This window comes from Mesoflavibacter zeaxanthinifaciens DSM 18436 (genome assembly GCF_000422365.1).
Taxonomy (GTDB): domain Bacteria; phylum Bacteroidota; class Bacteroidia; order Flavobacteriales; family Flavobacteriaceae; genus Mesoflavibacter; species Mesoflavibacter zeaxanthinifaciens.
On sequence record NZ_AULQ01000002.1, the window covers coordinates 223,933 to 246,420 of the forward strand.

Genomic DNA, 22,488 nt, shown 5'->3' on the forward strand with positions numbered 1-22,488 from the left:
AAAGTGAATTAAGGTTAGCTGTCTTGACTAAATGCGTCTATCATTTTATATTTAGAGTCTAGGTATTTTTGTGTAATTAGTTTCATTAATTTTTGATGAAACACAATACCTAATAAACCCAAAAAGGCTAATGCAAATAGACCGACTTGAAAACTGATAAAAAATGAAGTTAAGCCAAATATTGCTGCAGGTAAAATCATTAAAGGAATACCAATAATCCATTGTACTGCACCAGTACCTTGATAGTTAAATGCTGCACGTTGATTTAAGTCTATTTTTTTGCGATTAAAGCTTCCGCCAAGCATAATTACATAACTATTAACACCAATGTTATAAATGGCTGCAGCAAAATGTGCTGCTAAAATTTTCCAACCAAAATACACATACGGAATACTAAGTACAAACATGATAATTACGCTTAAAATCATAAGCGTGTATTTAGATTTTAGGTATTGCTCGTATTTAATGTTTTGGCTCATTAACATTTTGTAGTAACCGCTATCCCAAGCAGGAATAAACTGCCCAAAATTGATTAAGAAAATACCTGTTACGAAAATACCTACAAAACCAAATATCATTGGTGAATCTTGAAATTGAGGATTAGGGTAAAAGAATAATCCATATAGTAAGCCAATAACTAAAATAAATACCGAAGATTTTGGTCTTTTATTACGCCATATTAAACGCAAATCTAATTGCATAAATGGTGCAATGTCCCCAAAGTTTTTTGTCCAACCAAGGTTAGAAGCATTAACTTCTTTTATTTTAGTTTTTAAAGAATGATCTAAATACAGTTTTTGTCTTAAAATCTTAAAATTAAACCAATAACAAACACCTAAGATAGCGACTAATATTAATAGATATATTGGGTTATTAGCTATAGCTAAAATGGATGCAGATAGTAATCCAGAAATATCTAAAATTTCGAAATAATTTAAAGCAAATAATCCTCCAGCAACTACAATAATTGGTAGGTAAGATAATTCGGTTTCTGACGAGATACTTTCAATAATAAAATTTAAAAAATTACTGATTAACGATATCAAAACCATTGCTACTAACCATGTTAACACCATAGATTTTGAATATCCTTTTGACATTAAGACTATGCTAAAAGGGATTGTTGCAAAAAGCGGTAAAAAGTTAATAAACGCTAAAGTTGATTTACCCAAAACATAGTTAACCACTGTGTTTCTTTTAACAGGAAGCGTTAGCAAAGGTTTTACACTCATTACTGGTAATTTCTGAAAGAAAAAACGAATAAGAAGCTCCATTAAAACCCAGTAAAAAATAACTTGATTTACAATAATAAAAGGATCTTGATCTGGAAATGCTTTTTTTAAACCAGGATATAGTCCAACACCTAACGCTAAAAATGTAACAATAAAATAAAGCGCAAAAAAGCCCATTAAAATTTTTAGCGCTAAGCTTTTTCCGAAACTGGCAGAACGAAAAAATTGTTTCCACTCTAAACTTATAAACTTGCTTATCATAGATTAATATTTTGGTTTGGTTTATGTATTGGTAGCTAAGTTTATAGATTTGTTACAAACTGAATTCAGGATAAGTTGTTTTTAACAACTCTTCTGCTTTATCTGGTATAACTCTAAAGCTTATATAATTAACTAAATATAAGAGTGTAAAAATTGCTGCAGTTAATAAAACTAATTTGGTGTTAGATATAAAAACATCACTCCACATTGAGATATTATAAAATTGAGATAAAAAAATTATACCTATACTTCCTGCTTGTTTAAAAATAAGCTCTTCTAACAACCATTTTTTACTAGATATTTCTTTTCTTTTTCTAAACTCTCTATTAAGCTGTATACTTCTAAATAATGTCCAAATTGCCAATACACCAAATATTATAAAGAAAAAATATTTAGCATAACTTGTTTGAAGTAGTGTAAAAAAAGTAACAAATAAAGTTGCGGTCATTATTATTTTTGGGATAGAAAACCATTGTTTAAGTTCTGATAATAAATATTTGTAATAACGTTTATTCATTGCTTTTTGTCGTTGCTCTACCACATCCATAAAACCAAAAACACCAAACTTTTTAAAAGATTGATCTCTTGCTTCTTCAAAAGACAGCTTAGGGTTTTCTTGCCAAATAGATTCTATATCATTAGCTAAATGGTCTACAAGCTCTGTTTGTAAATCGTAATGATATACATAATGATTTCTTGTAAAGGCATATAAATCTTGTAATTGTGATGGTGTAACTTTCAAAATCTAATTTGTTAATTTAGAAAAAATATTTTTGTATTTATTATAATATTTAAAGTAAGTGTTTGTACTAGACCTCATGATAGGGTAAAGTAATATTGCTGTTATAAATAGTATATAATATGGTTTATTATCTTGGTCTTTATTAAGCATTACAAACAACTGAAAAACCATATTGTATAAACTCCATGCCAACATTATAATTCCAGAAGACATTGTAATATTTAAAGACCGTTTTGAAACCTTATCCTTTATTGAGTGTAAAGCGCTAAAAAATAATGGTAACATTAGTAGTCCTAAAACCAAAGTACTTGACACTTTAGGATAAAAATTAAAACCATAGTAACTAATAATGCCAAAAGCTGTAAACTCTAATAAAAATTTAGGCGTAAACATTAAATTTTTCAATTCTTGCCAATGTGCTTTTCTTAGTTTTCGGCCTATACTTCTCTGTTTTTGTCTTTCAAATTTTTTAAAGCCATTATTATCTGCATACAATCCTTCTTTTAATAGTTTACCATGATAAATCCCGTAAACTTCTGTACTATTTCCAAAACTTTGATGCACTTCTAATAAAGCTTCGTTAAATGAAATTCCTTCTTTTTCTATTTTTTCTTCTACTGCAGAAGCAATATGATCTAATAGTTCTACACGCACATCCCAATACTTAACCTTAGATTTGATTAAGTAATTGTCTATATATTTTATTTCTTCTCTAGTTAACTTCTTCATTACTCTAAACCAAATTTAGGATTTACTAAAATCTGCATGGTTTTAATATACTCTTGTAATTCGTTTAGTTTATTAACCGTTTCTTTGTTTCCTTTTTCTGTAAGTTTATAGTATTTACGTAAACGATTATCAACTTTTTTCATCTCAACTTCCAACAAGCCATCTGCTTCTAATTTATGAAGCGCAGGGTACAAAGCGCCTTCTGTAATTTTAAGCTCTCCTTTAGTAATTTCTTTTACTTTTTGGGTAATTTCATATCCATACATTTTATCACTTTCATTTAAAAGCTTTAAAATAATTGTAGTTAAACTACCTTTATATAATTTAGAATTTGCCATGATTCAAATATACATAATTTCCTTATGCATAATAAACTTAGGTATTAATTTTTTATAAAACAGACCACTTTCCGTTTAGGCTTCATTATTTTTGCATTAAAATTTAAAACTATGTCTCAATTTCATACACTAAATATTAAAGATATTACACGTCAAACAGATCAATGTGTATCTATAACTTTTGATGTTCCAAACCATTTAAAGGAAGAATATAAATTTAAAGCAGGACAATACATTACTTTAAAAACAGATATAGATGGTAAAGAAGTAAGACGCGATTACTCTTTGTGCACTTCTCCGTCAAGCGGAAATCTAACCGTTGCGGTTAAAGAAGTAGAAAACGGAACATTTTCTAAACATGCTAATCAAGCTTTAAAAGTTGGCGATACTTTAGACGTTGCGCAACCACAAGGTCGTTTTACCTTTACACCTGACACTTCAAAAACTAGAACCATAGCTGCATTTGCTGCAGGTAGTGGTATTACACCGGTTTTAAGTATTTTAAAAACAGTTTTAGAAGAAGAGCCAAACAGTAAATTTGTATTAGTTTATGGTAACAAGACATTAAAGGACACTATCTTTTTAAACGACCTTTTAGATATTCAAAATAAATATAGTGACCGATTAAGTATCCAGTTTTTATATAGTCAATCTCAAGAAAAAGATGCGTTATTTGGTCGTATTGAAAAAAGTACAGTAAACTTTATCGTTAAGAATAAATACAAAGATGTAAATATTGACGCATTTTACATTTGCGGACCAGAAGGTATGATTAATACCGTAAAAGATGTATTAGCAGAAAATAATATAGAAGATAGTAAAATCTTTTTTGAGTTGTTTACAACAACTTCTTCAGTCTCTGTAGAAGATTTAGAAGAAGTCACTGACGGTACAACATCTATAACTGTAATTGTTGATGATGAAGAAAAAACATTTACAATGTCACAACAACAGTCTGTTTTAGAAGCTGCTTTAGAGCAGGATTTAGACGCGCCTTATTCTTGCCAAGGTGGTATTTGTAGCAGTTGTTTAGCAAGAGTCAAAGAAGGTAAAGCAACAATGAGACAAAACAATATTTTAACCGATAATGAAGTAGCCGAAGGATTAATCTTAACATGCCAAGCACATCCTGTATCTGCAAAGATTATAGTTGATTATGATGATATTTAAGCAATTTGTCGTTTTTTATTGCATTTTGTCGAACAATTCAAATCGTTGGATATCATTTTAAAGTTCTTAAACTAATCATTATAAATTAGCTAAAGATTAGAATGCTACAAATGTGTTAGTTTAAGGGATAATATTAATATGAATTAGTAGTAAAATCTAAAAAGCCTCAAGAAATTGAGGCTTTTTTTTTATGCTTTTAAAATAGATTGAATTTTTTCTATAACTTCTTCTGAAGTAATACTTCCTGCAACATCCTTATAGTCTTCTGGATATTTATTACCGTAAATTGAGGTAGGAATTTTAATAAATGTATTTCTATTTGGTAATAAATGATAATCTGACGGTTGATTAAACGCTGAAAAACCAGCATAAGGATGAGTTACGCCCCAAATTGTCAATACTTTTACGCCAAACATAGCTGCTAAATGGGCATTACCAGAATCCATAGCAACCATTAAATCTAAATTAGAAATTAAATCTAATTCGTCATCAAAATTTAGTAAACCTGCAACATTTACAACATTTTTTGAACTTGACAATTCACTTAATTGCTGCTGTTCTGCTTTAGCTCCAAATAAAAATATATTGTATTGCTCTTCTAAAGCATTTACAACGTTTTTCATTTGTGACAAAGGGTACATTTTTGAAGGGTATTGAGCAAATGGTGCAATACCTATCCATTGTTTTTTTGATGGTTGTACTTGCTCTACAATTAACTTAGGAAGCGTTTTTCTTTCAGGAAACCTTGGGTTTGATAAGTCTAAAGAATAGCCTAATTTTTTAAACACGTCGGCGTATCTTTCATGGGTTGTTTTTAAGGATTTAAAACTGTCACCATTTATCAGTGCCTTCTTCTCTGCTCTACCTTTATCAATTTGTACAAACGTCTTTCTGAAAAAGAATAACTTTAAAATTTTGGTACGTAAAACGTTGTGTAAATCGGCTACTTTATCAATATTTAGCGCTTTCAGTTCTTTGTATAGTTTATACAACCCAAAAACACCTTTATGCTTTTGCTTTTCGTCAAAAATAAAAACCGAAGTATTTGTTAGATTTTTAAAAAAAGGCGCAAAAAAAGGTCTAGTTAACACTGTTAACTTGACCTTTGGATGTTGTTGTGTAAATGCTCTCAACACAGGAACTGTCATAGCAACGTCACCCATTGCAGATAGACGTATAACTAAAATGTGTTGTGTTGTTTGCATTTCAACTTATAATTAAATTGAAATTATTTCTGATTTCTTAACACAGGATTAAGCTCATCATCATTATACATTTTCATCTGCTTATACACTTTCATGTATTTATCACCTTTAGAAATATCGTCTAAAAGTGTATCTATTGCTGTGCTTAAATCTACACGTTGCTCTAATAATACGTCTAGTTTTTTTTGGCAAGCTTCTTTGTGTGCATCCGTAGCATCTTCACGAGTTGCTTCTTCGTGCATGTGATAGATTTTTAATGCTAAGATTGATAATCTATCTATTCCCCAAGCTGGACTTTCAGTATTAATAGTTGCATCTGCTTTAGGTGTAACGTCTTTATATTTTTCTAAAAAATAACTATCAATATACTCTACCATATCCGTTCTATCTTGGTTAGAGGCATCGATTTGTCTTTTTAATTTTAAAGCAGCTACTGGGTCTATTTGTGGATCTCTAATAATATCTTCATAATGCCATTGTACGGTATCAATCCAACATTTACGGTATAACAAGTGTTCTAAAAGGTTAGATTTTTTGTCGTAAGGATTTGTAAACGGTTGGTCTACGGTATTGATAACGTGGTATTTTTCTATAACGTCTTGAAAAATTTTATTGGCTTTGTCTGTAAACATATTTTATAATTTAAGACTGTAAAATTACACATTTTAAAAATAAAAATGAGTCATACCTTAAAAGGCTTTACAAATAATAATAAATTTGTAATTCACATTAATAATTAAGTCATGATTGTTCATAATTTATCTGAAGAAAACTCGATTTTAAACCAATTTATAGCTGAACTTAGAGACGTTTCTGTTCAAAAAGACAGTATGCGTTTTAGAAGAAATATTGAACGTATAGGTGAAATTTTAAGTTATGAAATGAGCAAAACCTTAGAGTTTTCTTCAAAAAAAATAACAACACCTTTAGCCGAAATGGAAGTTAAAACTCATGACAACAATATTGTTTTATGCTCTGTTTTACGTGCTGGCGTACCTTTACATAGCGGATTACTTAATTATTTTGATGCAGCAGAAAATGCTTTTATTTCTGCTTACAGACATCACAAAGAAAACCCTGAAACTTTTGAAATTGTTGTTGAATATTTAGCATGTCCTGACTTAAATAACAAAACATTGATTTTAGCAGATCCGATGCTAGCAACTGGACAATCTTTAGTGGCTACCTACAAAGCTTTACAACCTTTTGGGACTGCTAAAAACTTACACATTTTTGCTGTTATTGGCGCTAAAGAAGGCGTGGAATATTTAGAAAAACATCTACCTAAAGATGCTCATTTATGGATTGCTACTGTAGATGATAAATTAAATGATAAAGGCTATATTGTACCTGGTTTAGGAGATGCTGGCGACTTAGCTTTTGGTGAAAAACTACAAAACTAACAGCACAATTGGTGCTATGATTAATAGTGCTAAAAATGAGTTTTTAAACCAATTGTCTGTAATCGTTTCAATGTAATTCATGATAATTACAGATAAAGGCGCGAATAAAAATAACATCTCACTACCGTTTTTATTTGGAGTAATTATAGCAATTGCAGTCGCAAACATACAAGCAACAAACATAATTTTATATGATGGTCTGTAACTTCTCATTTTCTTTTTAATAGTTGTTAAATAAAATACAGAAGACCATAACCCAAAGGACAATAAAATTGTTATTGCACCAATGAGTTGAAACGAATTGTATGCTGTATAATTAAAGCTGAAGGCTATTTTCTGAGGAAAAATTGAAAAAATATCACCATAAAATATTACTGAAACTGCAGACAAAATGACAACTAAAGTTGCTAAACCTAACACCGGAATAAAATAATATTTCGCTTTAGATTCAGAAAAAAACAATAGTGAAATTATGATTAACGGAAAGAATAATATGGACCAAAAATAAAAGACACTAGCTAGTCCTATTAAAAATCCAGAATCGAATAATTTTTTAATGATTTCTTTTTTAGACCTAATGCTTATCATTCGGCGTAAAGCCATCAAAATAAACATATTAGAAACTATAATTTTATACGATATAAATGTTTGTGGTACATCTAAAACAAATAAAGCAAACACTAAAAGCTCTATATTACTTTGTTGTGATAGACCATTTTTTAAAACAATAAAATGAAGCACTAATACTGAAAAAAATACTATTAAAAACATGCTTATTTTAGTACCTAAACCATAATTTACCGATAGGCTGTGTGAATACTTAAATTCTAATATTAAAAGTGAAGCAAGTAGCACACAAAACACTATTAAAAAATTAATTGGTTTGGATTTACTAAAAATTGTTGTAATCATTAACTCTTTTTGTATTTTTGCTGTATAAATATACAATCATGAAAGATTTTTTTTACGCAATACAAGATTTATTTGTTAACGTTTTATTTGCTCCATTAGACGCTTTAAGAGAATTAGAGTTAGAAAACTGGTGGGCAGCAAACATAATGAACTGGTTATTTATGATCATTGGTTTTGTTGCATTTGTTTATTGGATGGGACAATTAAAAAAGTTTAATAACAACAACGAAGAAGATAAAAGTATTTCGTCTCATTCTTATTTATAAGTCGAAACCAATATCTTTTCTATAATACATCTTATCAAACTTTAGATTATTTTCTATAGTTTGGTAAGATTTTTTTATGGCTTCTTGGTAAGTTTCTCCATAACTAGTTACCGCCATAACACGTCCGCCAGACGTTACTATTTTACCGTCTTTTTCTTGTGCACCAGCATGAAATAAAATAGAATCCGTAGGCTTTTCTACTCCAAAAATTTCTTTTCCTTTTTCGTAAGCTTCAGGATATCCGCCAGACACTAACATTATTGTTGTTGCTGCTCTTTGATCTACTTCTAAAGTAACTTTATCTAATGTTTGATTTGCAATAGCATCCATCAAAACGACAAAGTCGTTTTTAAGTCTTGGTAAAACTACTTCGGTTTCTGGATCGCCCATACGCACGTTATACTCTATTACTTTTGGATCGTCACCAACTTTAATTAAGCCAATAAACACAAACCCTTTGTATGGCAAATTGTCTTTTTGTAAACCTTCAATAGTTGGTTTTACAATTTGGTTTTCAATTTTATCTAAAAACGTTTGGTCTGCAAATGGTACTGGAGACACTGCTCCCATTCCGCCAGTGTTTAAACCTGTATCACCTTCTCCAATACGCTTATAATCTTTTGCTGTTGGAAGTATTTTATAGTTTTTACCATCGGTTAAAACAAAACAGCTTAATTCTATGCCGTCTAAAAACTCTTCGATAACAACTTTGGTACTCGCATCACCAAATTTAGCGTCTACAAGCATACTTTTTAGTTCGGCTTTAGCTTCATCTAAATCATTTAAAATAACAACACCTTTACCAGCTGCTAAACCGTCTGCTTTTAAAACGTAAGGCGGATTTAAAGTCTCTAAAAACGCATAACCTTCTTCTACATTTTGCGCGTTAAAACTTTGGTATGCTGCAGTAGGAATATTGTGTCTAAATAAAAATTCTTTTGCAAACTCTTTACTACCTTCTAAGGTTGCTGCTGCTTTTTGAGGTCCGATTACAGCGACGTTTTTAAGTTCTTCGTCTGCTAAAAAGTAGTCATGAACACCTTGCACTAAAGGATCTTCTGGTCCAACAATAACCATTTCTATATTGTTGTTTAGTACTACGTCTTTTATTGCAGGAAAATCGGTTACCGAAACTGGTACATTTTTAGCAATTTTTGCTGTTCCAGAGTTTCCTGGTGCTACAAAAAGGTTACCACATTTTTCGCTTTGCGCTAATTTCCAAGTTATTGTATGTTCTCTTCCGCCAGAACCTAATACTAAAATATTCATGAGTTGATTGTTGTGTTGTTTGGCACAAAAATAATTATTTAAAAGAATTCTGTTAGGATTTAATCAGATAGTTTTAATATTTAAATTCGCTTTCAATTTGTAATTGAAATTTATCAAATATTGTCTGTTTGAGTAATTTTGAAATATGAGAAATTGTATCGAGATCTATTTTAGTTAAAATTCTTGTTTTCGATACAAATTTTCACTCTTTCTAATCGTGAAAATTCACTCAAACTGACGAATTTCATTATAAAGTGTAATATATTTACAATATAAAATTCAACCTTTTGAAACGATTTGAATGGTCTTTACGTCTTAAAGGTTTCCCGATAAAGGAAGCTAAAAAAACCTTGCGCTTAATTGAAAGTTATGACGAGAAAGCGTATGCTAATTTTCTAAGTAGACAATTACGCAGTATTGTGCAATTTCATTTAGAAAACACGCCATTTTATCAAGAGTTATGCAACGGTATTAACTCCAATAATTGGAACGAATTACCTGTCTTAACCAAAGCCAATTTACAGCAACCTTTAAAAGATCGTTTGTCTAACAAATACACCGAAAAAACGGTACATCAACATAAAACTTCTGGCTCTTCGGGTACGCCTTTTAGCTTTGCTAAAGACAATTTTGCGCATGCTATGACTTGGGCTACGTTTATGCAACGTTATGCTTGGTATGATATTGATTTAAATACGTCTAAACAGGCGCGTTTTTATGGCATTCCGCTAGATAAAAAAGGGTATTACAAAGAGCGTTTAAAAGATTGGCTGGGTAATCGTTTTCGATTTTCAGTTTTTGATTTGAGTGATGCTGCTTTAGAAACTGTTTTGAAAAAGTTTAAGCATACAAAATTTGATTACATTAACGGTTATACCAGTAGTATTGTACAGTTTGCGAAATTTTTAGAACGAAAAAACATCATTCTAAAAGAGATTTGCCCAACATTAAACGTGTGTATTGTAACCTCTGAAATGCTTTTTGAAGCCGACAAACAATTACTTGAAAAACAATTTAATATTCCAATTGTTAACGAATATGGCGCTGCTGAATTAGGTTTAATAGCTTTCCAAAATAAAGACAACCAATGGTTGGTTAATAGCAACCATTTATATGTTGAAATTTTAGACGAGAAAAACCAACCGTTACCTTACGGAGACACAGGGAAAGTAGTAATTACTGATTTGTTTAATCGTGCGCATCCATTTATACGTTACGAACTTGGTGACATTGGAAGTTTGTCTACAGCTAGCACATTACAACAACCCATTTTAGAACAATTAACGGGTAGAACTAGTGATATTATTAAATTGCCTAGTGGAAAAACCTCAGCAGGATTGACCTTTTATTACGTCACTAAAACTGTGATGGATACTAAAGCCAACGTTAAAGAATTTGTTATCGAACAAACCCAATTGGACTCTTTTTTAATTAGTTACGTTGCTAAAAACGAATTAACTAATGAACAAAAACAAGCTATACAACTCGCAGTTGATAAATACTTAGAACCAAATCTTAAGCTAGTTTTTGACCAAAAAGAGGTATTACAACGTCAAAACAGTGGAAAGTTGAAGCAGTTTATTTCTTCTCTGTAGAAACAATCAGCTTAGATTTTACCATAAAATGTTCCCAAAGAAAAATAAGCATTCTATAAAGCGATTTTATAGTACTAAACCCTAAGCCTTTTTTATAGACTAGGTAATTGTATTTAAGTAATTCTATTTTATTAGAAGAAATTGAATTTTGCCTAACACGATAATACGCTAAAGATTCTTGAATACCTAAAGCTGGTTTGCTTGACTTTTTAATTGCAGCTAACCATAATAACCAATCTTGTCTTTTTCTTAAATCGGGACTTGTTATTTTGCCTAAAGTTTTGGCATTGTACATTCCTGTTAAATTGCCAATGTAGTTTGTTTTTAGGTATTTATTATACGTAAGTTTTGGTATGGCTTGTACTAATTTGTTTAGCGGTTTACCGTTTTCATCTATTTGCTCGTAACTAGAAAAACTAACGTCACAATTATGGGTTTGCATAAATTGAATTTGTAGGTCTAGCTTATTGGGTTTCCATAAATCATCTGCGTCTAAAAACGCTATGTAATCACCTTTTGCTTCTAGTATTCCTTTGTTTCTGGATTTTGCGGCACCTAAATTAGTTGGATTTTGAAGTAGTTTAATGTTAGTGGATTTCTGCTTAAAATCTTCAACGATTTGAATGGTATTATCGGTTGAACCATCGTCTATAAGCAACAATTCCCAATTAGAATAGGTTTGATTTACAACGCTATTAATAGTTTTCAGAATAAATTTTTCTGAATTATACATTGGAGTAATAATGGACACTAAAGGTTGCATTAATAGGCTTGTTTTTGTCCCTTAAAGATATTAATTGTAGTCTGAAAAATAATTTTTAAATCTAAAACTAGTGACCAATTTTCGATATAAAAATTATCGTATTTAACACGGTTTATAATGTCTTCATCATTTTTAACTTCTCCTCTATACCCCTTTATTTGCGCTAAACCGGTTACTCCTGGTTTTACATTGTGTCTAAAAATGAAGTTATATTTATCTATTTTTTTCGAATAATCTTCTGTGTAAGACAACATATGTGGTCTTGGTCCTACAACGCTCATATCGCCTTTTAAAACGTTATAAAATTGAGGTATCTCGTCTATGCTTGTTTTCCTTAAAAACTTACCAATTGTGGTTAATCTGTTATCATCTTGAGTGACGTAAGTTCCTTTAACTTCTTTAGTTTCTCTTAAGGATCTAAATTTATAGCAATCAAACTCTTTATAGTTAATCCCGTTACGTTTGTGCTTATAAAATAAAGGTCCTTTAGATTCTAGTTTTATTAAAATGAATAATAGCGGCGTTAACCATGATAAAATAAAAACAATTACAAATAACGAAAACAAAACATCAAAAGTACGCTTAACCAATTTATTAAAACTATTATTTAAAGCGACTTCCTGCATAGATAAGACAGGTAGGTAATTGTAATAATCGGTTTTTAATCGTTTTGTTATTAATTTATTGGTTTTGGGAATAAACTTGATATTGCAATGGTGCAAATTGGCGTATTTAACGTATTTATTAACTTGATTTTCTGTAAGCTCGTCAATCGAACAATAAATCTCGTCAATACCAGAATTTTCATTTAAAAACTGAAAACTATCTTCTATGTTACCTGTAAATTCGTTTTCATTTTTAGTGTTAGCAAACATTCCTTTTAGCTGGTATCCTAACTCTTTTTTTATTTCAAAAAGTTGTTTAAGTTCTAATGCGCCTTCGCTTTTACCGACTATGATTACACGTCTTACGTTTCCGTTTAAATAGCTTCTAAAACTCTTTAAAACATAAAAACTAATTAGTTTAATAAAAGCTATGCAAGCAAAACTGTAAATAAGGTATTTTAATGTTGTAAAAGCTTGGATATCTATACTTCTAAATATCCCTATGAAAGCAAATACAATGATAGCAAATACAAAAAATTGCTTGATTAAAAGTGAAATTATATTAAGAACAGAGGTATATCTATATACTCTATAAAAGTTGATTAATGATGTAGACATTAACCAAGCAATAGTTGAGTAAAAGATGTATAATAAATGTTTATTATTTAATAATGCTGAAGAGAAAAAGTATAAATTTTCTTCATTAAAATTGAAAATATAAAACGCAAAAAGATTGATGACAAAAATGTCAAAAAGCACCAAAAATGGTCTTAACAACCAAGAATATCTACCGCGTTTAAACTCCATAAACTATTTATTTATGGTAATTAGTAAAGTCTTTGTGTTCGCTTTTGTAAAGCTCTTCTTCAGTTAAACTTTTAAAATATTCGAAAGTTTTTTTCATGCCTTTTGCTCTGCCAACTTTTGGTTCCCAACCTAAAATATCTTTAGCTCTTGTAATGTCTGGTTGACGTTGCATAGGGTCGTCAATTGGTAAATCTTTGTAAATCACTTTTTGATCTGTACCTGTTAATTGGATGATTTCTTCAGCAAAATCTTTAATTGAAATTTCATGTGGATTACCAATGTTTATAGGGTTTACATAATCACTTAAAAGTAATCTATAAATACCATCTACTTGATCTGACACGTAACAGAATGAGCGCGTTTGAGAGCCATCACCAAAAACGGTTAAATCTTCACCACGTAAGGCTTGTCCCATAAATGCAGGTATAACACGACCATCGTTAAGTCTCATACGTGGTCCATAAGTATTAAAAATACGAACTATTCTTGTCTCTAAACCATGAAATCTATGATACGCCATAGTAATGGCTTCTTGAAAACGTTTAGCTTCGTCATAAACACCTCTTGGACCAATTGTATTTACATTACCATAGTAATCTTCTGTTTGAGGATGAACTAATGGATCTCCGTATACTTCTGATGTTGATGCAATAAGCATTCTAGCACCTTTTGAACGTGCTAATCCTAAACAATTATGCGTACCTAAACTACCGACTTTTAAGGTTTGAATAGGGATTTTTAAATAATCTATTGGACTTGCTGGAGATGCAAAATGAAGTATATAATCTAAATTTCCTTCTATATTAATGTAATTGGTTACATCATGTTCTATAAATCTAAAATTAGAGTTTCCTGTAAGGTGTGCAATGTTTTTAGAGTCTCCAGTAATAAAGTTATCCATGCCGATAACAAAATAACCTTCACTTACAAACTTATCGCATAAATGCGAACCTAAAAAGCCTGCAGCACCTGTAATTAAAACTCTTTTTTGACTCATTTATCTGCCTATTGATATGTATTTAAAACCTTCGTTTACAACATCTTTAACTTCGTACAAATTACGTCCATCAAAAATGGTATGACCTACCATTAGATCTTTCATTTTAGAAAAATCTGGAGTTCTAAATATACTCCATTCTGTAGAGATTACTAAAGCATCTGCGTCTTTTAACGCTTCATACATAGAATTAGCAAAATTAATTTTAGTGCCTAGCTTACGTTTTACATTAGACATAGCTTCTGGATCAAACGCTGTAATGTTAGCTCCTTGAGACAATAATTCTTCAATCATATATAATGAAGGCGCCTCACGAATATCATCTGTTTCTGGTTTAAAAGCTAATCCCCAAACTGCAATATTTTTACCCTTTAAATCGTTATCAAAATGATTTTCTATTTTAGGAATTAACACTAATTTTTGTCTAGCATTGACGTTAATTACTGCATCTAATATTTTAAAATTATAGTTATTTTCTTGTCCTGATTTATGTAATGCTTTTACATCTTTTGGAAAACAAGATCCACCATAACCTATACCCGGAAATAAGAAACGTTTACCAATACGAGAGTCTGTACCCATACCTATACGCACCTTATCTACATCTGCTCCAACTTTTTCACAGAAGTTAGCAATCTCGTTCATAAACGTGATTTTTGCTGCTAAAAAGGAATTTGAAGCATATTTAGTTAGCTCGGCAGATTTTTCGTCCATTATAATAATTGGATTACCAGATCTAACGTATGGTTTGTATAGTTTTTCCATAAGTTTTGTTGCACGCTCACTACTAGATCCAACGACTATACGTTCTGGTTTTAAAAAATCGTCTACAGCAAATCCTTCTCTTAAAAACTCTGGGTTTGAGACTACATCAAATTCTACTTTTGCATGTTTTGCAATAGCAGCTTTTACTTTATCTGAAGTACCAACAGGCACAGTACTTTTATCTACGATTACTTTATAATCTTTGATTAATTTACCAATATTGTCTGCGACACCTAAAATATATTTTAAATCTGCAGATCCATCTTCATCTTCTGGTGTTGGTAAAGCAAGAAAAATAATATCTCCATGCTCTAATCCTTCTTCTAGACTTGTTGAAAATCTTAGTCTATTTGCTTTAATGTTTCTTTCGAAAAGTACATCTAAATGTGGTTCGTAAATTGGAACTTCTCCATTTTGCATTTTATTAACCTTTTCTTGGTCAATATCAATACATAAAACTTCATTTCCTGTCTCTGCTAGGCATGTTCCGGTAACTAAACCTACATAACCTGTACCAATTACGGCTATTTTCATTGGTAATTACAATATTTTTTTATCAAAAATTTCATAGTCAGAATTCATACTAATAAACTCTGGAACTATATCTTTCATTTTTTTAACGATTGCATTTTTATCTTCCTCTTTTGCAATCGTTATTAGTTCTTGGATGTGATCGTTGATTTCTAAATGAGAATATGTCTCTACTTTAGCAATCATTATTTTTTCATTATATGTAGGCAGTGTTGTAGACTTGTCGCTTAACAACTCTTCATATAGTTTTTCTCCTGGTCTTAAACCTACTACCTTAATATCTATGTCTTTATAAGGTGTAAATCCTGCTAGTCTAATTATTTTTTTAGCTAGGTCTATAATCTTTACAGCCTTACCCATATCAAATATAAAAATTTCGCCTCCATTTCCCATTGCTCCTGCTTCCAAAACTAACTGACAAGCTTCTGGAATAGTCATAAAGTATCTTATGATGTCTGGATGCGTTATTGTTAGTGGTCCACCTTCTTCAATTTGTCTTTTAAATAAAGGAACTACAGACCCATTACTACCTAAAACATTACCAAAACGTGTTGTCACAAAATTTGTTGTTGCTTTGTTTTTTTTATTAACCTTTTGTTGAAGAGCTTGAACATAGATCTCGGCAATTCTTTTAGATGCACCCATAACGTTACTTGGGTTTACCGCTTTATCTGTTGAGACCATTACAAACTTTTCTGCTTTATACTTACAGGCTAAATCAGCAACATTTTTTGATCCAATGATATTAGCAAATACAGCTTCTGAAGGATGACATTCCATTAATGGGACATGCTTATAGGCTGCTGCATGATATACAACATCAGGTTTATATTTTTCAAAAACTGTTTCTAATACATCTGCTTTTCTTACATCTGCAATAACAGCCTCGTATTGTAGTTCAGGAAAATTATTTTTAATTTCTAATTGAATATTATATAAAGGCGATTCTGCTTGATCTAAAATTAATAGTTTTTTGGGCTTATAATTAGCTACTTGCCTTACTATTTCACTACCAATTGAACCTGCTCCACCTGTGACTAAAATTGTTTTATTAAAAATTTCTTTAGCAACTAGTTTGTTGTCTAGCTTAATCGGATCACGCTCTAAAATATCTTCAATTTGTATTTTTTGTATTTGAGAGGATAAGTTTGTTTTGTTTTCTATATCAGAAATTAATGGTGCTCTAAACACTTTATAATTATGCTCTAAACAGCTATCAACAATTTTAATACTTTCTTCTTTTGTAAGGCTGTTATCTGCAAGTATTAAAGCTTGTGCATTATAAATTCTTAAAATTACAGCTGTCTTGCGATTTATATGTATAATTGGTAAGCCTAATATCTCTTTGCTTTTATTTTTACCTTCTTTATCTATAAATCCTAACACATTATATCTTGCTGGTTTTTCAGATTTTAAAGCACTTGCAATTGCTATTGCATTTTCGTCTGTACCATATACTAATACATTTAATTTTGTATCAATATCACTGTAGCTTTGATAAATTTCAAAAATTTGTTTTACTAAAACTCTAAACAAAAATAAACCACAAAACGAAATAACTGCATAAATAAATAATTGCGGAATAAAGAAAACCTCTTCTGATGTAAACAAATAATATCCATAATGGATTAACAATACTGAAAGTAAAGTAGCTGCTGTTGCTATTAAAAATTTAGCAGCATCTATAAATGTAGAGTGTCTAATTAATCCTGCATACGTCCTAAATAGGATAAAGAACAGTATATTAATTAACAATAAGACAACCTCTTGCGAAGAAAAACCAAAATCTACAATTATCGTCTTTTGTATTTTGCTCACAACTAACCTTGTTATAAACAAAGAGATAAGTAGTGTTATTGTATCAAAACAAAGTATAGCCCATCTTGGTAGGTAACCAATATTTTTAAAATCTATCTTCTTACGACTAGATTCGATAACTTGACGGAAGGCTTGTTTTAATTGATTAAGCATCTGGGTTGTTTAAAAACAGTTTACAAATATCTTAAATATATCTACAATATAGAAATTATTGAGTTTAAAACGCTTTTATGATAAGATATTAACCTTATGCTAATAAACTATTTACCACATTTTTTATACAGTTAAGCTCATTCTCTGTTAAGTTTGAACCACTTGGTAAACAAACTCCTTTTTTAAATAATTTTTCACTTATATTTTTTCCATAAAATGGTAAACCGTTAAATATAGGTTGAAGGTGCATTGGCTTCCAAAGTGGTCTTGTTTCAATATTTTCTGCATCCATAGCTGCTTGAAATTGAGCTTTTGTAAATGGCGCATCATCATGAATTAATATACAACTTAACCAAAAATTAGAATAGTAGTCTTGGGTTGGTTGCTGTTGCACCTCTATACCCTTAACGTCTTTGAATAAGTCATTATAAAACTGATTATTAGCTCTTCTTAAGTTAATGTGTTTATCTAAGACTTCCATTTGACCTCTTCCTATTCCTGCACTTATATTACTCATTCTGTAGTTGTAACCTATTTTTGTGTGCTCGTAATGAGGTGCATTGTCTCTAGCTTGTGTTGCAAAAAAGATAGTTTGCTTCTTTTCTTGTTCTGTATTACAAACTAATGCGCCACCACCAGAAGTAGTAATAATTTTATTTCCGTTAAAAGATAATATTGAATATGCTCCAAATGTACCGCATTTTTTTCCTTCATAAGTTGAACCTAAAGCTTCTGCAGCATCTTCAATTATTGGGATTTTATATTTATTTGCAACTTCTAATAATTGATCTATTTGTGATGGCATACCGTAAAGGTGAACTATTATAATTGCTTTTGGTGTTTTTCCTTTAGCTATTCTATCTTTTATGGCTTCTTCTAAATAGTCTGGACTCATATTCCAGGTCTGTTCTTCACTATCTACAAAAATTGGTTTTGCTCCCAAGTAAGTTATCGGGTTTGCTGATCCACAAAAGGTAAATGTTTGACAAATTACTTCATCATCTCTTTTAACTCCTAATTGCAATAAAGCTAAATGTATAGCTGCTGTACCAGATGATAGACAAGCTACATACTTATCATTATTCAAGTAATTTTCTAAATCATTTTCAAAGCCAGTTACATTAGGTCCTAATGGAGCTATCCAATTGGTATCAAATGCTTCTTGTACATAGTTTTGTTCTGTTCCTCCCATATGCGGTGAGGATAGCCATATTTTTGGTTTCATACTTAATGAAATTTTATAGGTTTAGCTGGTATACCTACTGCTGTACACTTTTCAGGTAAAGACTTTGATACTACTGCTCCTGCTCCTACTATTGTATTGTTTCCTATAGTTAATTGATTAATTATTTTTGCTCCTGTACCAACATAGACAGACTCTTCTATAACAACCTCACCAGATATATTTACAGATGGCATAAATGAACTATAGCTTTCTACTATTGTATCATGACCAACGGTACAACACAAATTTAATGTTACAAAATCTTTAATTTTAATATTGCATGTTATTATAACATTTGCACATATTACACATCCATTTCCTACTTCTACACTATCATCTGATTTAATAACAGAAGGATGTATAAGGCTAGGAAACTTCAAGTTATTATTACCTAGTTTATTATAAATCTTTTTTTTAAGATTTGGTTCACCTAAACCAAAAACAACATTAAGTTTATAATCTATCTTATTTAAATCTTCAATATTTCCAACAACTTTATAATCATTAATTAGTTTTCCTTTTTCGATATTATCATCAAAGAAACCTATAATTTCGTAGGTGTTATCGGCTTTGTTAAGGTCATCTATTAAACATTTAACTTCTCTACCAAAACCTCCTGCTCCTATAATTGCTATTTTTTCCATATTCAATTTAAACCGTTAAATTTTTCTGTTGTTGCCATATTTTTTGCATTTATATCTTCAGATTTTATAACCTTTGAAATTGTTAATGCTATAATTTTTAAATCTAAAAAAAAACTCATATTGTCTACATACCAGACATCATATTCAAACTTTTTACTCCAACTTATCGCATTACGACCATTTACTTGCGCCCAACCGGTAATACCTGGTTTTACTGAATGCCTCCTTTTTTGAGTATTATTATACAAAGGTAAATATTCTGGCAATAATGGTCTTGGACCAATTAAACTCATATCGCCTTTTAATACATTTATAAGTTGAGGCAACTCATCTAAAGAGGTTTTTCTAACAAATTTACCAAGATTTGTTAATCTATCTGCATCTGGAAGCAAATTACCATTTTTATCTTTTTTATCAGTCATTGTTTTAAACTTGACTACTTTAAAGATTTGTTCGTTTTTACCTGGTCTTTTTTGAAAGAAAAACACCGAGCCTTTATTATTTAATAGTAGTAATAATGCGACCAACATAAATATTGGACTAAAAACAATAATGGCTATAAATGATACTGTAAAGTCTAATATTCTTTTAAAAAAGGATTTATACATTATTTTAGGAATTCGATTAATTTATCACTTAATAAATCTATTGTTCTGTTTTTAATAACATACGATTGTCCTTTAAGTCCTAAATCATTAAAATTTTTAAATTCTTCATCAATAAATGTCATTAATTTAGTAGCAGACTCAGCCAAGTTATCTCTACTTAAAGATACACCACATCCAATTTCCTTAATTGGATCATTATGACTACCTCTTATTGCTAAAACAATTGGTTTACCACTAGCCATGTAATCATATAATTTGTTTTCACTACCATAAAGAACATTTGATGTTGAAACAAATAACAAAGTCGCTTGAGCCAAAATGTTAGGAACTATACTTTTAGAAACAGGATCGTGCCAAACAATATTGTTATTACCTGATTGAATAGACTTGTTCCTTAAATACTGTTTTTCCTTACCATCTCCATAAATATTAAAGGTAACATTAACGTCGTTGATTTTTGAAGCTAAGTCAACCATGAACTCTAATCCATGAACTTTTTCGATACCTCCTAAATAAGTTATATTTATTTTTCTTGACACCTCGTTATTTAATACATCTTTATTAATGTAATTTTTATTTACACCATTTGGTAATAATAATATATTATCTTTATTGTAATTATAATTATCTTTTAAATATCCTATTGTTAATGGTGATAATACAATAATTTTAGAACTTTTTATAACACTAATTTTTTCAATATATTTAAAAAATTTAGCCGTTATACTTGATTCTTTCCATAAATTCATGTCAATAAAAGTTTGAGGCCACAAATCTCTTATTTCCATAATATATTTGGCTTTAAACCTCCTAGCCATTTTGGATGCTATTAATGGAGCAAAAGGATGAACTGTTGATCCAATAATATAATCAGGTTTTTCTAAACCAAGCTTGGGTATAATTTTATTTAATTTAAGTGCGTAAGAAACTGTATTTAACATACGCTTCCAGTTATTAGCCTTATAGGGAAAAGTTTTAACCCAAATAAACTTAACTCCATTATTTATTTCTTCATAAAAACCTTTGTCATTATATTCTACTACATGTTTAAGTAAAGTATGATGATATCCAGAACAAAAAATGGTTACATTATAGCCTTTTTCCACTAATTCTAAACCTAAATCAAAATGTCTAGTACCTCCAGGAAGGTTAGACCCTTGAGCGTAGTGATTAAAAAACCAAAGATTTTTATTTTGCATTCTTCTTTATATAAAATTTGTTAAATGTATTACCCTTATGGGTTTTTAAAATTAAGCCTAAAAATAAAAATAACAGCCACAAATCTGTAATATTTCCTGTTTTCATTGCGCTTAGGAAAAGAAAAAAATAAATACCCTTTAATGTATTTGAAGTGTTTTTAATAAACAGAACAGATGTAGTAATAAAGATAAGTAGAATTGCCCCTAATATACCCAATTCAAACCATGATTCTAAAAATATGTTATGAGGATATTTTCGAGCATCTATACCTTGAGATAAAATACCATAACTACCTATACCATTTCCAAAAATAAAATTAATAGGTGAAGACAGAATAGTTTCAAAAGAATAATCATAATGATGAAGCCTTCCTAAACTTGATTGATCTTCAGTAAAATTTATTAAAGATTTAAATCTAGCTATTCCAGTTGATATAATATTTAAAATCTTATTTCTAAAGTTAATAAATACACCTATAAAAATTATCATGAGCAATAATAATGATACTTTTTGGCTACCTTTTAACTTCCTTATTTTTATTTTAAATATTTCTTGATAATGAAAACAAATCAAAGTTATAATCGAAAAAAGTAAAGACCCTCTGCTTCCTAATGCCAAAATCATGAAAAGTAGTATAAAAACTTGTAACCAATTTTTTTTAAAACTTTCATAAATTAAGCTAATTGAAACTAAAACACCTAGTGCTAAATATACAACGCTTAATTTAATGTAACTACTATCAGGACCCCTATATTCAGCATTTGAGGGTAACCAATAACTATATCTTTGATATATAAAAAAAACACTTAATACGATTGCGGTATATTTTACTATAGGCATTACTTTTTTTATGTTTATTTTATTGATAAAAAGAGGATAACATAAAGTAACACAATTCACAATAAAATTCATGCTCTTTATATATTTATATTTAGGTGATGGAGAGTAAAACAGAGTTATAATAATTAATAGATAAAAACAAAACATTAAACCAATAATTATAGCATAATTAGATGGTATTTTAATTTTCCGTCTTGATAAATTAAATATAATATCTATAATCACTATAATTAATACAAGGAAGGTTAAACTAAATTCAATAATGTAAGCGTTTAATAAGTTATTTAAAACTCCTGATACTATAATAAAAGAAAGTAGCCTGTTTTGAAAGTTATTATAAAAGTTTTCCATTTACTTAATCATAATTAGCATATATATACTATTACTATTCTTTTATATTTTTTATATCT

The 22,488-nt window shown here is 29.8% G+C and carries 22 protein-coding genes; 4 read left to right on the forward strand and 18 right to left on the reverse strand.

What is annotated here, in order from left to right; translation table 11 throughout:
• Positions 1-14: 14 nt before the first annotated feature.
• The 4 genes from H574_RS0103800 to H574_RS0103815 are packed head-to-tail and all read right to left on the reverse strand — an operon-like array spanning position 15 to position 3,302.
• Entirely contained in the window at positions 15-1,493 is a 1,479-nt protein-coding gene (locus H574_RS0103800) for a DUF5687 family protein (protein ID WP_027879284.1), read from the reverse strand.
• A 52-nt stretch (positions 1,494-1,545) separates the two neighbouring features.
• Positions 1,546-2,235, reverse strand: coding sequence for a hypothetical protein (locus H574_RS0103805; RefSeq protein ID WP_027879285.1), 690 nt, complete (start codon positions 2,233-2,235; stop codon positions 1,546-1,548).
• A gap of 3 nt (positions 2,236-2,238) precedes the next feature.
• The gene (locus H574_RS0103810) at positions 2,239-2,964 is read right to left on the reverse strand and encodes a hypothetical protein (RefSeq protein WP_027879286.1); all 726 of its coding nucleotides are present in this window, start codon (positions 2,962-2,964) and stop codon (positions 2,239-2,241) included.
• Complete coding sequence (locus H574_RS0103815; protein WP_027879287.1) at positions 2,964-3,302, reverse strand: PadR family transcriptional regulator; 339 nt, start codon at positions 3,300-3,302, stop codon at positions 2,964-2,966. Before H574_RS0103815 ends, H574_RS0103810 begins: the two co-directional genes overlap by 1 nt.
• 111 nt (positions 3,303-3,413) lie before the next feature.
• On the opposite strand from H574_RS0103815, the gene H574_RS0103820 reads away from it, so the two are divergent.
• Complete coding sequence (locus H574_RS0103820) at positions 3,414-4,472, forward strand: ferredoxin--NADP reductase (RefSeq protein ID WP_027879288.1); 1,059 nt, start codon at positions 3,414-3,416, stop codon at positions 4,470-4,472.
• Between the two features lie 188 nt (positions 4,473-4,660).
• Here the strand turns inward: H574_RS0103820 and H574_RS0103825 are convergent, their stop codons facing one another.
• A complete protein-coding gene (locus H574_RS0103825) occupies positions 4,661-5,677 on the reverse strand; it encodes a glycosyltransferase family 9 protein (protein WP_240471248.1) in 1,017 nt (338 codons plus the stop codon).
• 23 nt (positions 5,678-5,700) lie between these two features.
• On the reverse strand, positions 5,701-6,309 hold the full coding sequence (locus tag H574_RS0103830) for a DUF4254 domain-containing protein (protein WP_027879290.1): 609 nt from the start codon (positions 6,307-6,309) through the stop codon (positions 5,701-5,703).
• A 111-nt stretch (positions 6,310-6,420) separates the two neighbouring features.
• Between H574_RS0103830 and upp the strand changes: the two genes are divergently transcribed.
• A complete protein-coding gene (upp, locus tag H574_RS0103835) occupies positions 6,421-7,080 on the forward strand; it encodes a uracil phosphoribosyltransferase (RefSeq protein ID WP_027879291.1) in 660 nt (219 codons plus the stop codon).
• On the opposite strand, the gene H574_RS0103840 is transcribed toward upp, so the two are convergent.
• Positions 7,069-7,992 carry a DUF6427 family protein gene (locus tag H574_RS0103840; RefSeq protein ID WP_155912577.1) on the reverse strand — a complete coding sequence of 308 codons (924 nt, stop codon included), beginning with the start codon at positions 7,990-7,992 and terminating at the stop codon, positions 7,069-7,071. The two genes, upp and H574_RS0103840, sit on opposite strands and share 12 nt — an antisense overlap.
• A 38-nt stretch (positions 7,993-8,030) precedes the next feature.
• Between H574_RS0103840 and H574_RS0103845 the strand changes: the two genes are divergently transcribed.
• Positions 8,031-8,258: a DUF6341 family protein gene (locus tag H574_RS0103845; protein WP_027879293.1), complete on the forward strand. Its 228-nt coding sequence runs from the start codon at positions 8,031-8,033 to the stop codon at positions 8,256-8,258.
• Here the strand turns inward: H574_RS0103845 and purD are convergent.
• Entirely contained in the window at positions 8,253-9,527 is a 1,275-nt protein-coding gene (gene purD / locus H574_RS0103850; RefSeq protein ID WP_027879294.1) for a phosphoribosylamine--glycine ligase, read from the reverse strand. The genes H574_RS0103845 and purD overlap by 6 nt on opposite strands.
• 287 nt (positions 9,528-9,814) lie before the next feature.
• Here purD and H574_RS0103855 point away from each other — a divergent pair, with 287 nt between their 5' ends.
• Positions 9,815-11,122: a phenylacetate--CoA ligase family protein gene (locus tag H574_RS0103855; RefSeq protein WP_027879295.1), complete on the forward strand. Its 1,308-nt coding sequence runs from the start codon at positions 9,815-9,817 to the stop codon at positions 11,120-11,122.
• On the opposite strand, the gene H574_RS0103860 is transcribed toward H574_RS0103855, so the two are convergent.
• From H574_RS0103860 to H574_RS0103905, 10 genes are all read right to left on the reverse strand, one after another.
• Complete coding sequence (locus H574_RS0103860; RefSeq protein WP_027879296.1) at positions 11,106-11,885, reverse strand: glycosyltransferase family 2 protein; 780 nt, start codon at positions 11,883-11,885, stop codon at positions 11,106-11,108. The two genes, H574_RS0103855 and H574_RS0103860, sit on opposite strands and share 17 nt — an antisense overlap.
• The gene (locus tag H574_RS0103865; RefSeq protein ID WP_027879297.1) at positions 11,885-13,297 is read right to left on the reverse strand and encodes an exopolysaccharide biosynthesis polyprenyl glycosylphosphotransferase; all 1,413 of its coding nucleotides are present in this window, start codon (positions 13,295-13,297) and stop codon (positions 11,885-11,887) included. The genes H574_RS0103860 and H574_RS0103865 overlap by 1 nt, the downstream gene beginning before the upstream one ends.
• A 7-nt stretch (positions 13,298-13,304) precedes the next feature.
• Positions 13,305-14,294, reverse strand: a complete 990-nt coding sequence (locus tag H574_RS0103870; RefSeq protein WP_027879298.1) for a UDP-glucuronic acid decarboxylase family protein — start codon at positions 14,292-14,294, stop codon at positions 13,305-13,307.
• Positions 14,295-15,593: a UDP-glucose dehydrogenase family protein gene (locus tag H574_RS0103875; RefSeq protein WP_027879299.1), complete on the reverse strand. Its 1,299-nt coding sequence runs from the start codon at positions 15,591-15,593 to the stop codon at positions 14,295-14,297.
• 6 nt (positions 15,594-15,599) lie between these two features.
• The gene (locus tag H574_RS0103880) at positions 15,600-17,561 is read right to left on the reverse strand and encodes a nucleoside-diphosphate sugar epimerase/dehydratase (protein ID WP_027879300.1); all 1,962 of its coding nucleotides are present in this window, start codon (positions 17,559-17,561) and stop codon (positions 15,600-15,602) included.
• 94 nt (positions 17,562-17,655) lie between these two features.
• On the reverse strand, positions 17,656-18,786 hold the full coding sequence (locus tag H574_RS0103885) for a DegT/DnrJ/EryC1/StrS family aminotransferase (RefSeq protein ID WP_027879301.1): 1,131 nt from the start codon (positions 18,784-18,786) through the stop codon (positions 17,656-17,658).
• Positions 18,787-18,788: 2 nt separating this feature from the next.
• The gene (locus tag H574_RS0103890; protein WP_027879302.1) at positions 18,789-19,430 is read right to left on the reverse strand and encodes an acetyltransferase; all 642 of its coding nucleotides are present in this window, start codon (positions 19,428-19,430) and stop codon (positions 18,789-18,791) included.
• A 2-nt stretch (positions 19,431-19,432) separates the two neighbouring features.
• Positions 19,433-20,038 carry a sugar transferase gene (locus H574_RS0103895; protein WP_027879303.1) on the reverse strand — a complete coding sequence of 202 codons (606 nt, stop codon included), beginning with the start codon at positions 20,036-20,038 and terminating at the stop codon, positions 19,433-19,435.
• Positions 20,038-21,237 carry a glycosyltransferase family 4 protein gene (locus H574_RS0103900; RefSeq protein ID WP_027879304.1) on the reverse strand — a complete coding sequence of 400 codons (1,200 nt, stop codon included), beginning with the start codon at positions 21,235-21,237 and terminating at the stop codon, positions 20,038-20,040. Before H574_RS0103900 ends, H574_RS0103895 begins: the two co-directional genes overlap by 1 nt.
• Positions 21,227-22,429, reverse strand: coding sequence for an O-antigen ligase family protein (locus H574_RS0103905; RefSeq protein WP_081653168.1), 1,203 nt, complete (start codon positions 22,427-22,429; stop codon positions 21,227-21,229). The genes H574_RS0103900 and H574_RS0103905 overlap by 11 nt, the downstream gene beginning before the upstream one ends.
• Positions 22,430-22,488 lie beyond the last annotated feature (59 nt).

Coding starts and splice junctions, on each gene's coding strand:
- H574_RS0103800 (WP_027879284.1), bottom strand. CDS start 1,493: ATGATAAGCAAGTTTATAAGTTTAGAGTGGAAACAATTTTTTCGTTCT.
- H574_RS0103810 (WP_027879286.1), bottom strand. CDS start 2,964: ATGAAGAAGTTAACTAGAGAAGAAATAAAATATATAGACAATTACTTA.
- H574_RS0103815 (WP_027879287.1), bottom strand. CDS start 3,302: ATGGCAAATTCTAAATTATATAAAGGTAGTTTAACTACAATTATTTTA.
- H574_RS0103820 (WP_027879288.1), top strand. CDS start 3,414: ATGTCTCAATTTCATACACTAAATATTAAAGATATTACACGTCAAACA.
- H574_RS0103825 (WP_240471248.1), bottom strand. CDS start 5,677: ATGCAAACAACACAACACATTTTAGTTATACGTCTATCTGCAATGGGT.
- H574_RS0103830 (WP_027879290.1), bottom strand. CDS start 6,309: ATGTTTACAGACAAAGCCAATAAAATTTTTCAAGACGTTATAGAAAAA.
- upp (WP_027879291.1), top strand. CDS start 6,421: ATGATTGTTCATAATTTATCTGAAGAAAACTCGATTTTAAACCAATTT.
- H574_RS0103840 (WP_155912577.1), bottom strand. CDS start 7,992: ATGATTACAACAATTTTTAGTAAATCCAAACCAATTAATTTTTTAATA.
- H574_RS0103845 (WP_027879293.1), top strand. CDS start 8,031: ATGAAAGATTTTTTTTACGCAATACAAGATTTATTTGTTAACGTTTTA.
- purD (WP_027879294.1), bottom strand. CDS start 9,527: ATGAATATTTTAGTATTAGGTTCTGGCGGAAGAGAACATACAATAACT.
- H574_RS0103860 (WP_027879296.1), bottom strand. CDS start 11,885: ATGCAACCTTTAGTGTCCATTATTACTCCAATGTATAATTCAGAAAAA.
- H574_RS0103865 (WP_027879297.1), bottom strand. CDS start 13,297: ATGGAGTTTAAACGCGGTAGATATTCTTGGTTGTTAAGACCATTTTTG.
- H574_RS0103870 (WP_027879298.1), bottom strand. CDS start 14,294: ATGAGTCAAAAAAGAGTTTTAATTACAGGTGCTGCAGGCTTTTTAGGT.
- H574_RS0103875 (WP_027879299.1), bottom strand. CDS start 15,593: ATGAAAATAGCCGTAATTGGTACAGGTTATGTAGGTTTAGTTACCGGA.
- H574_RS0103880 (WP_027879300.1), bottom strand. CDS start 17,561: ATGCTTAATCAATTAAAACAAGCCTTCCGTCAAGTTATCGAATCTAGT.
- H574_RS0103885 (WP_027879301.1), bottom strand. CDS start 18,786: ATGAAACCAAAAATATGGCTATCCTCACCGCATATGGGAGGAACAGAA.
- H574_RS0103890 (WP_027879302.1), bottom strand. CDS start 19,430: ATGGAAAAAATAGCAATTATAGGAGCAGGAGGTTTTGGTAGAGAAGTT.
- H574_RS0103895 (WP_027879303.1), bottom strand. CDS start 20,038: ATGTATAAATCCTTTTTTAAAAGAATATTAGACTTTACAGTATCATTT.
- H574_RS0103900 (WP_027879304.1), bottom strand. CDS start 21,237: ATGCAAAATAAAAATCTTTGGTTTTTTAATCACTACGCTCAAGGGTCT.
- H574_RS0103905 (WP_081653168.1), bottom strand. CDS start 22,429: ATGGAAAACTTTTATAATAACTTTCAAAACAGGCTACTTTCTTTTATT.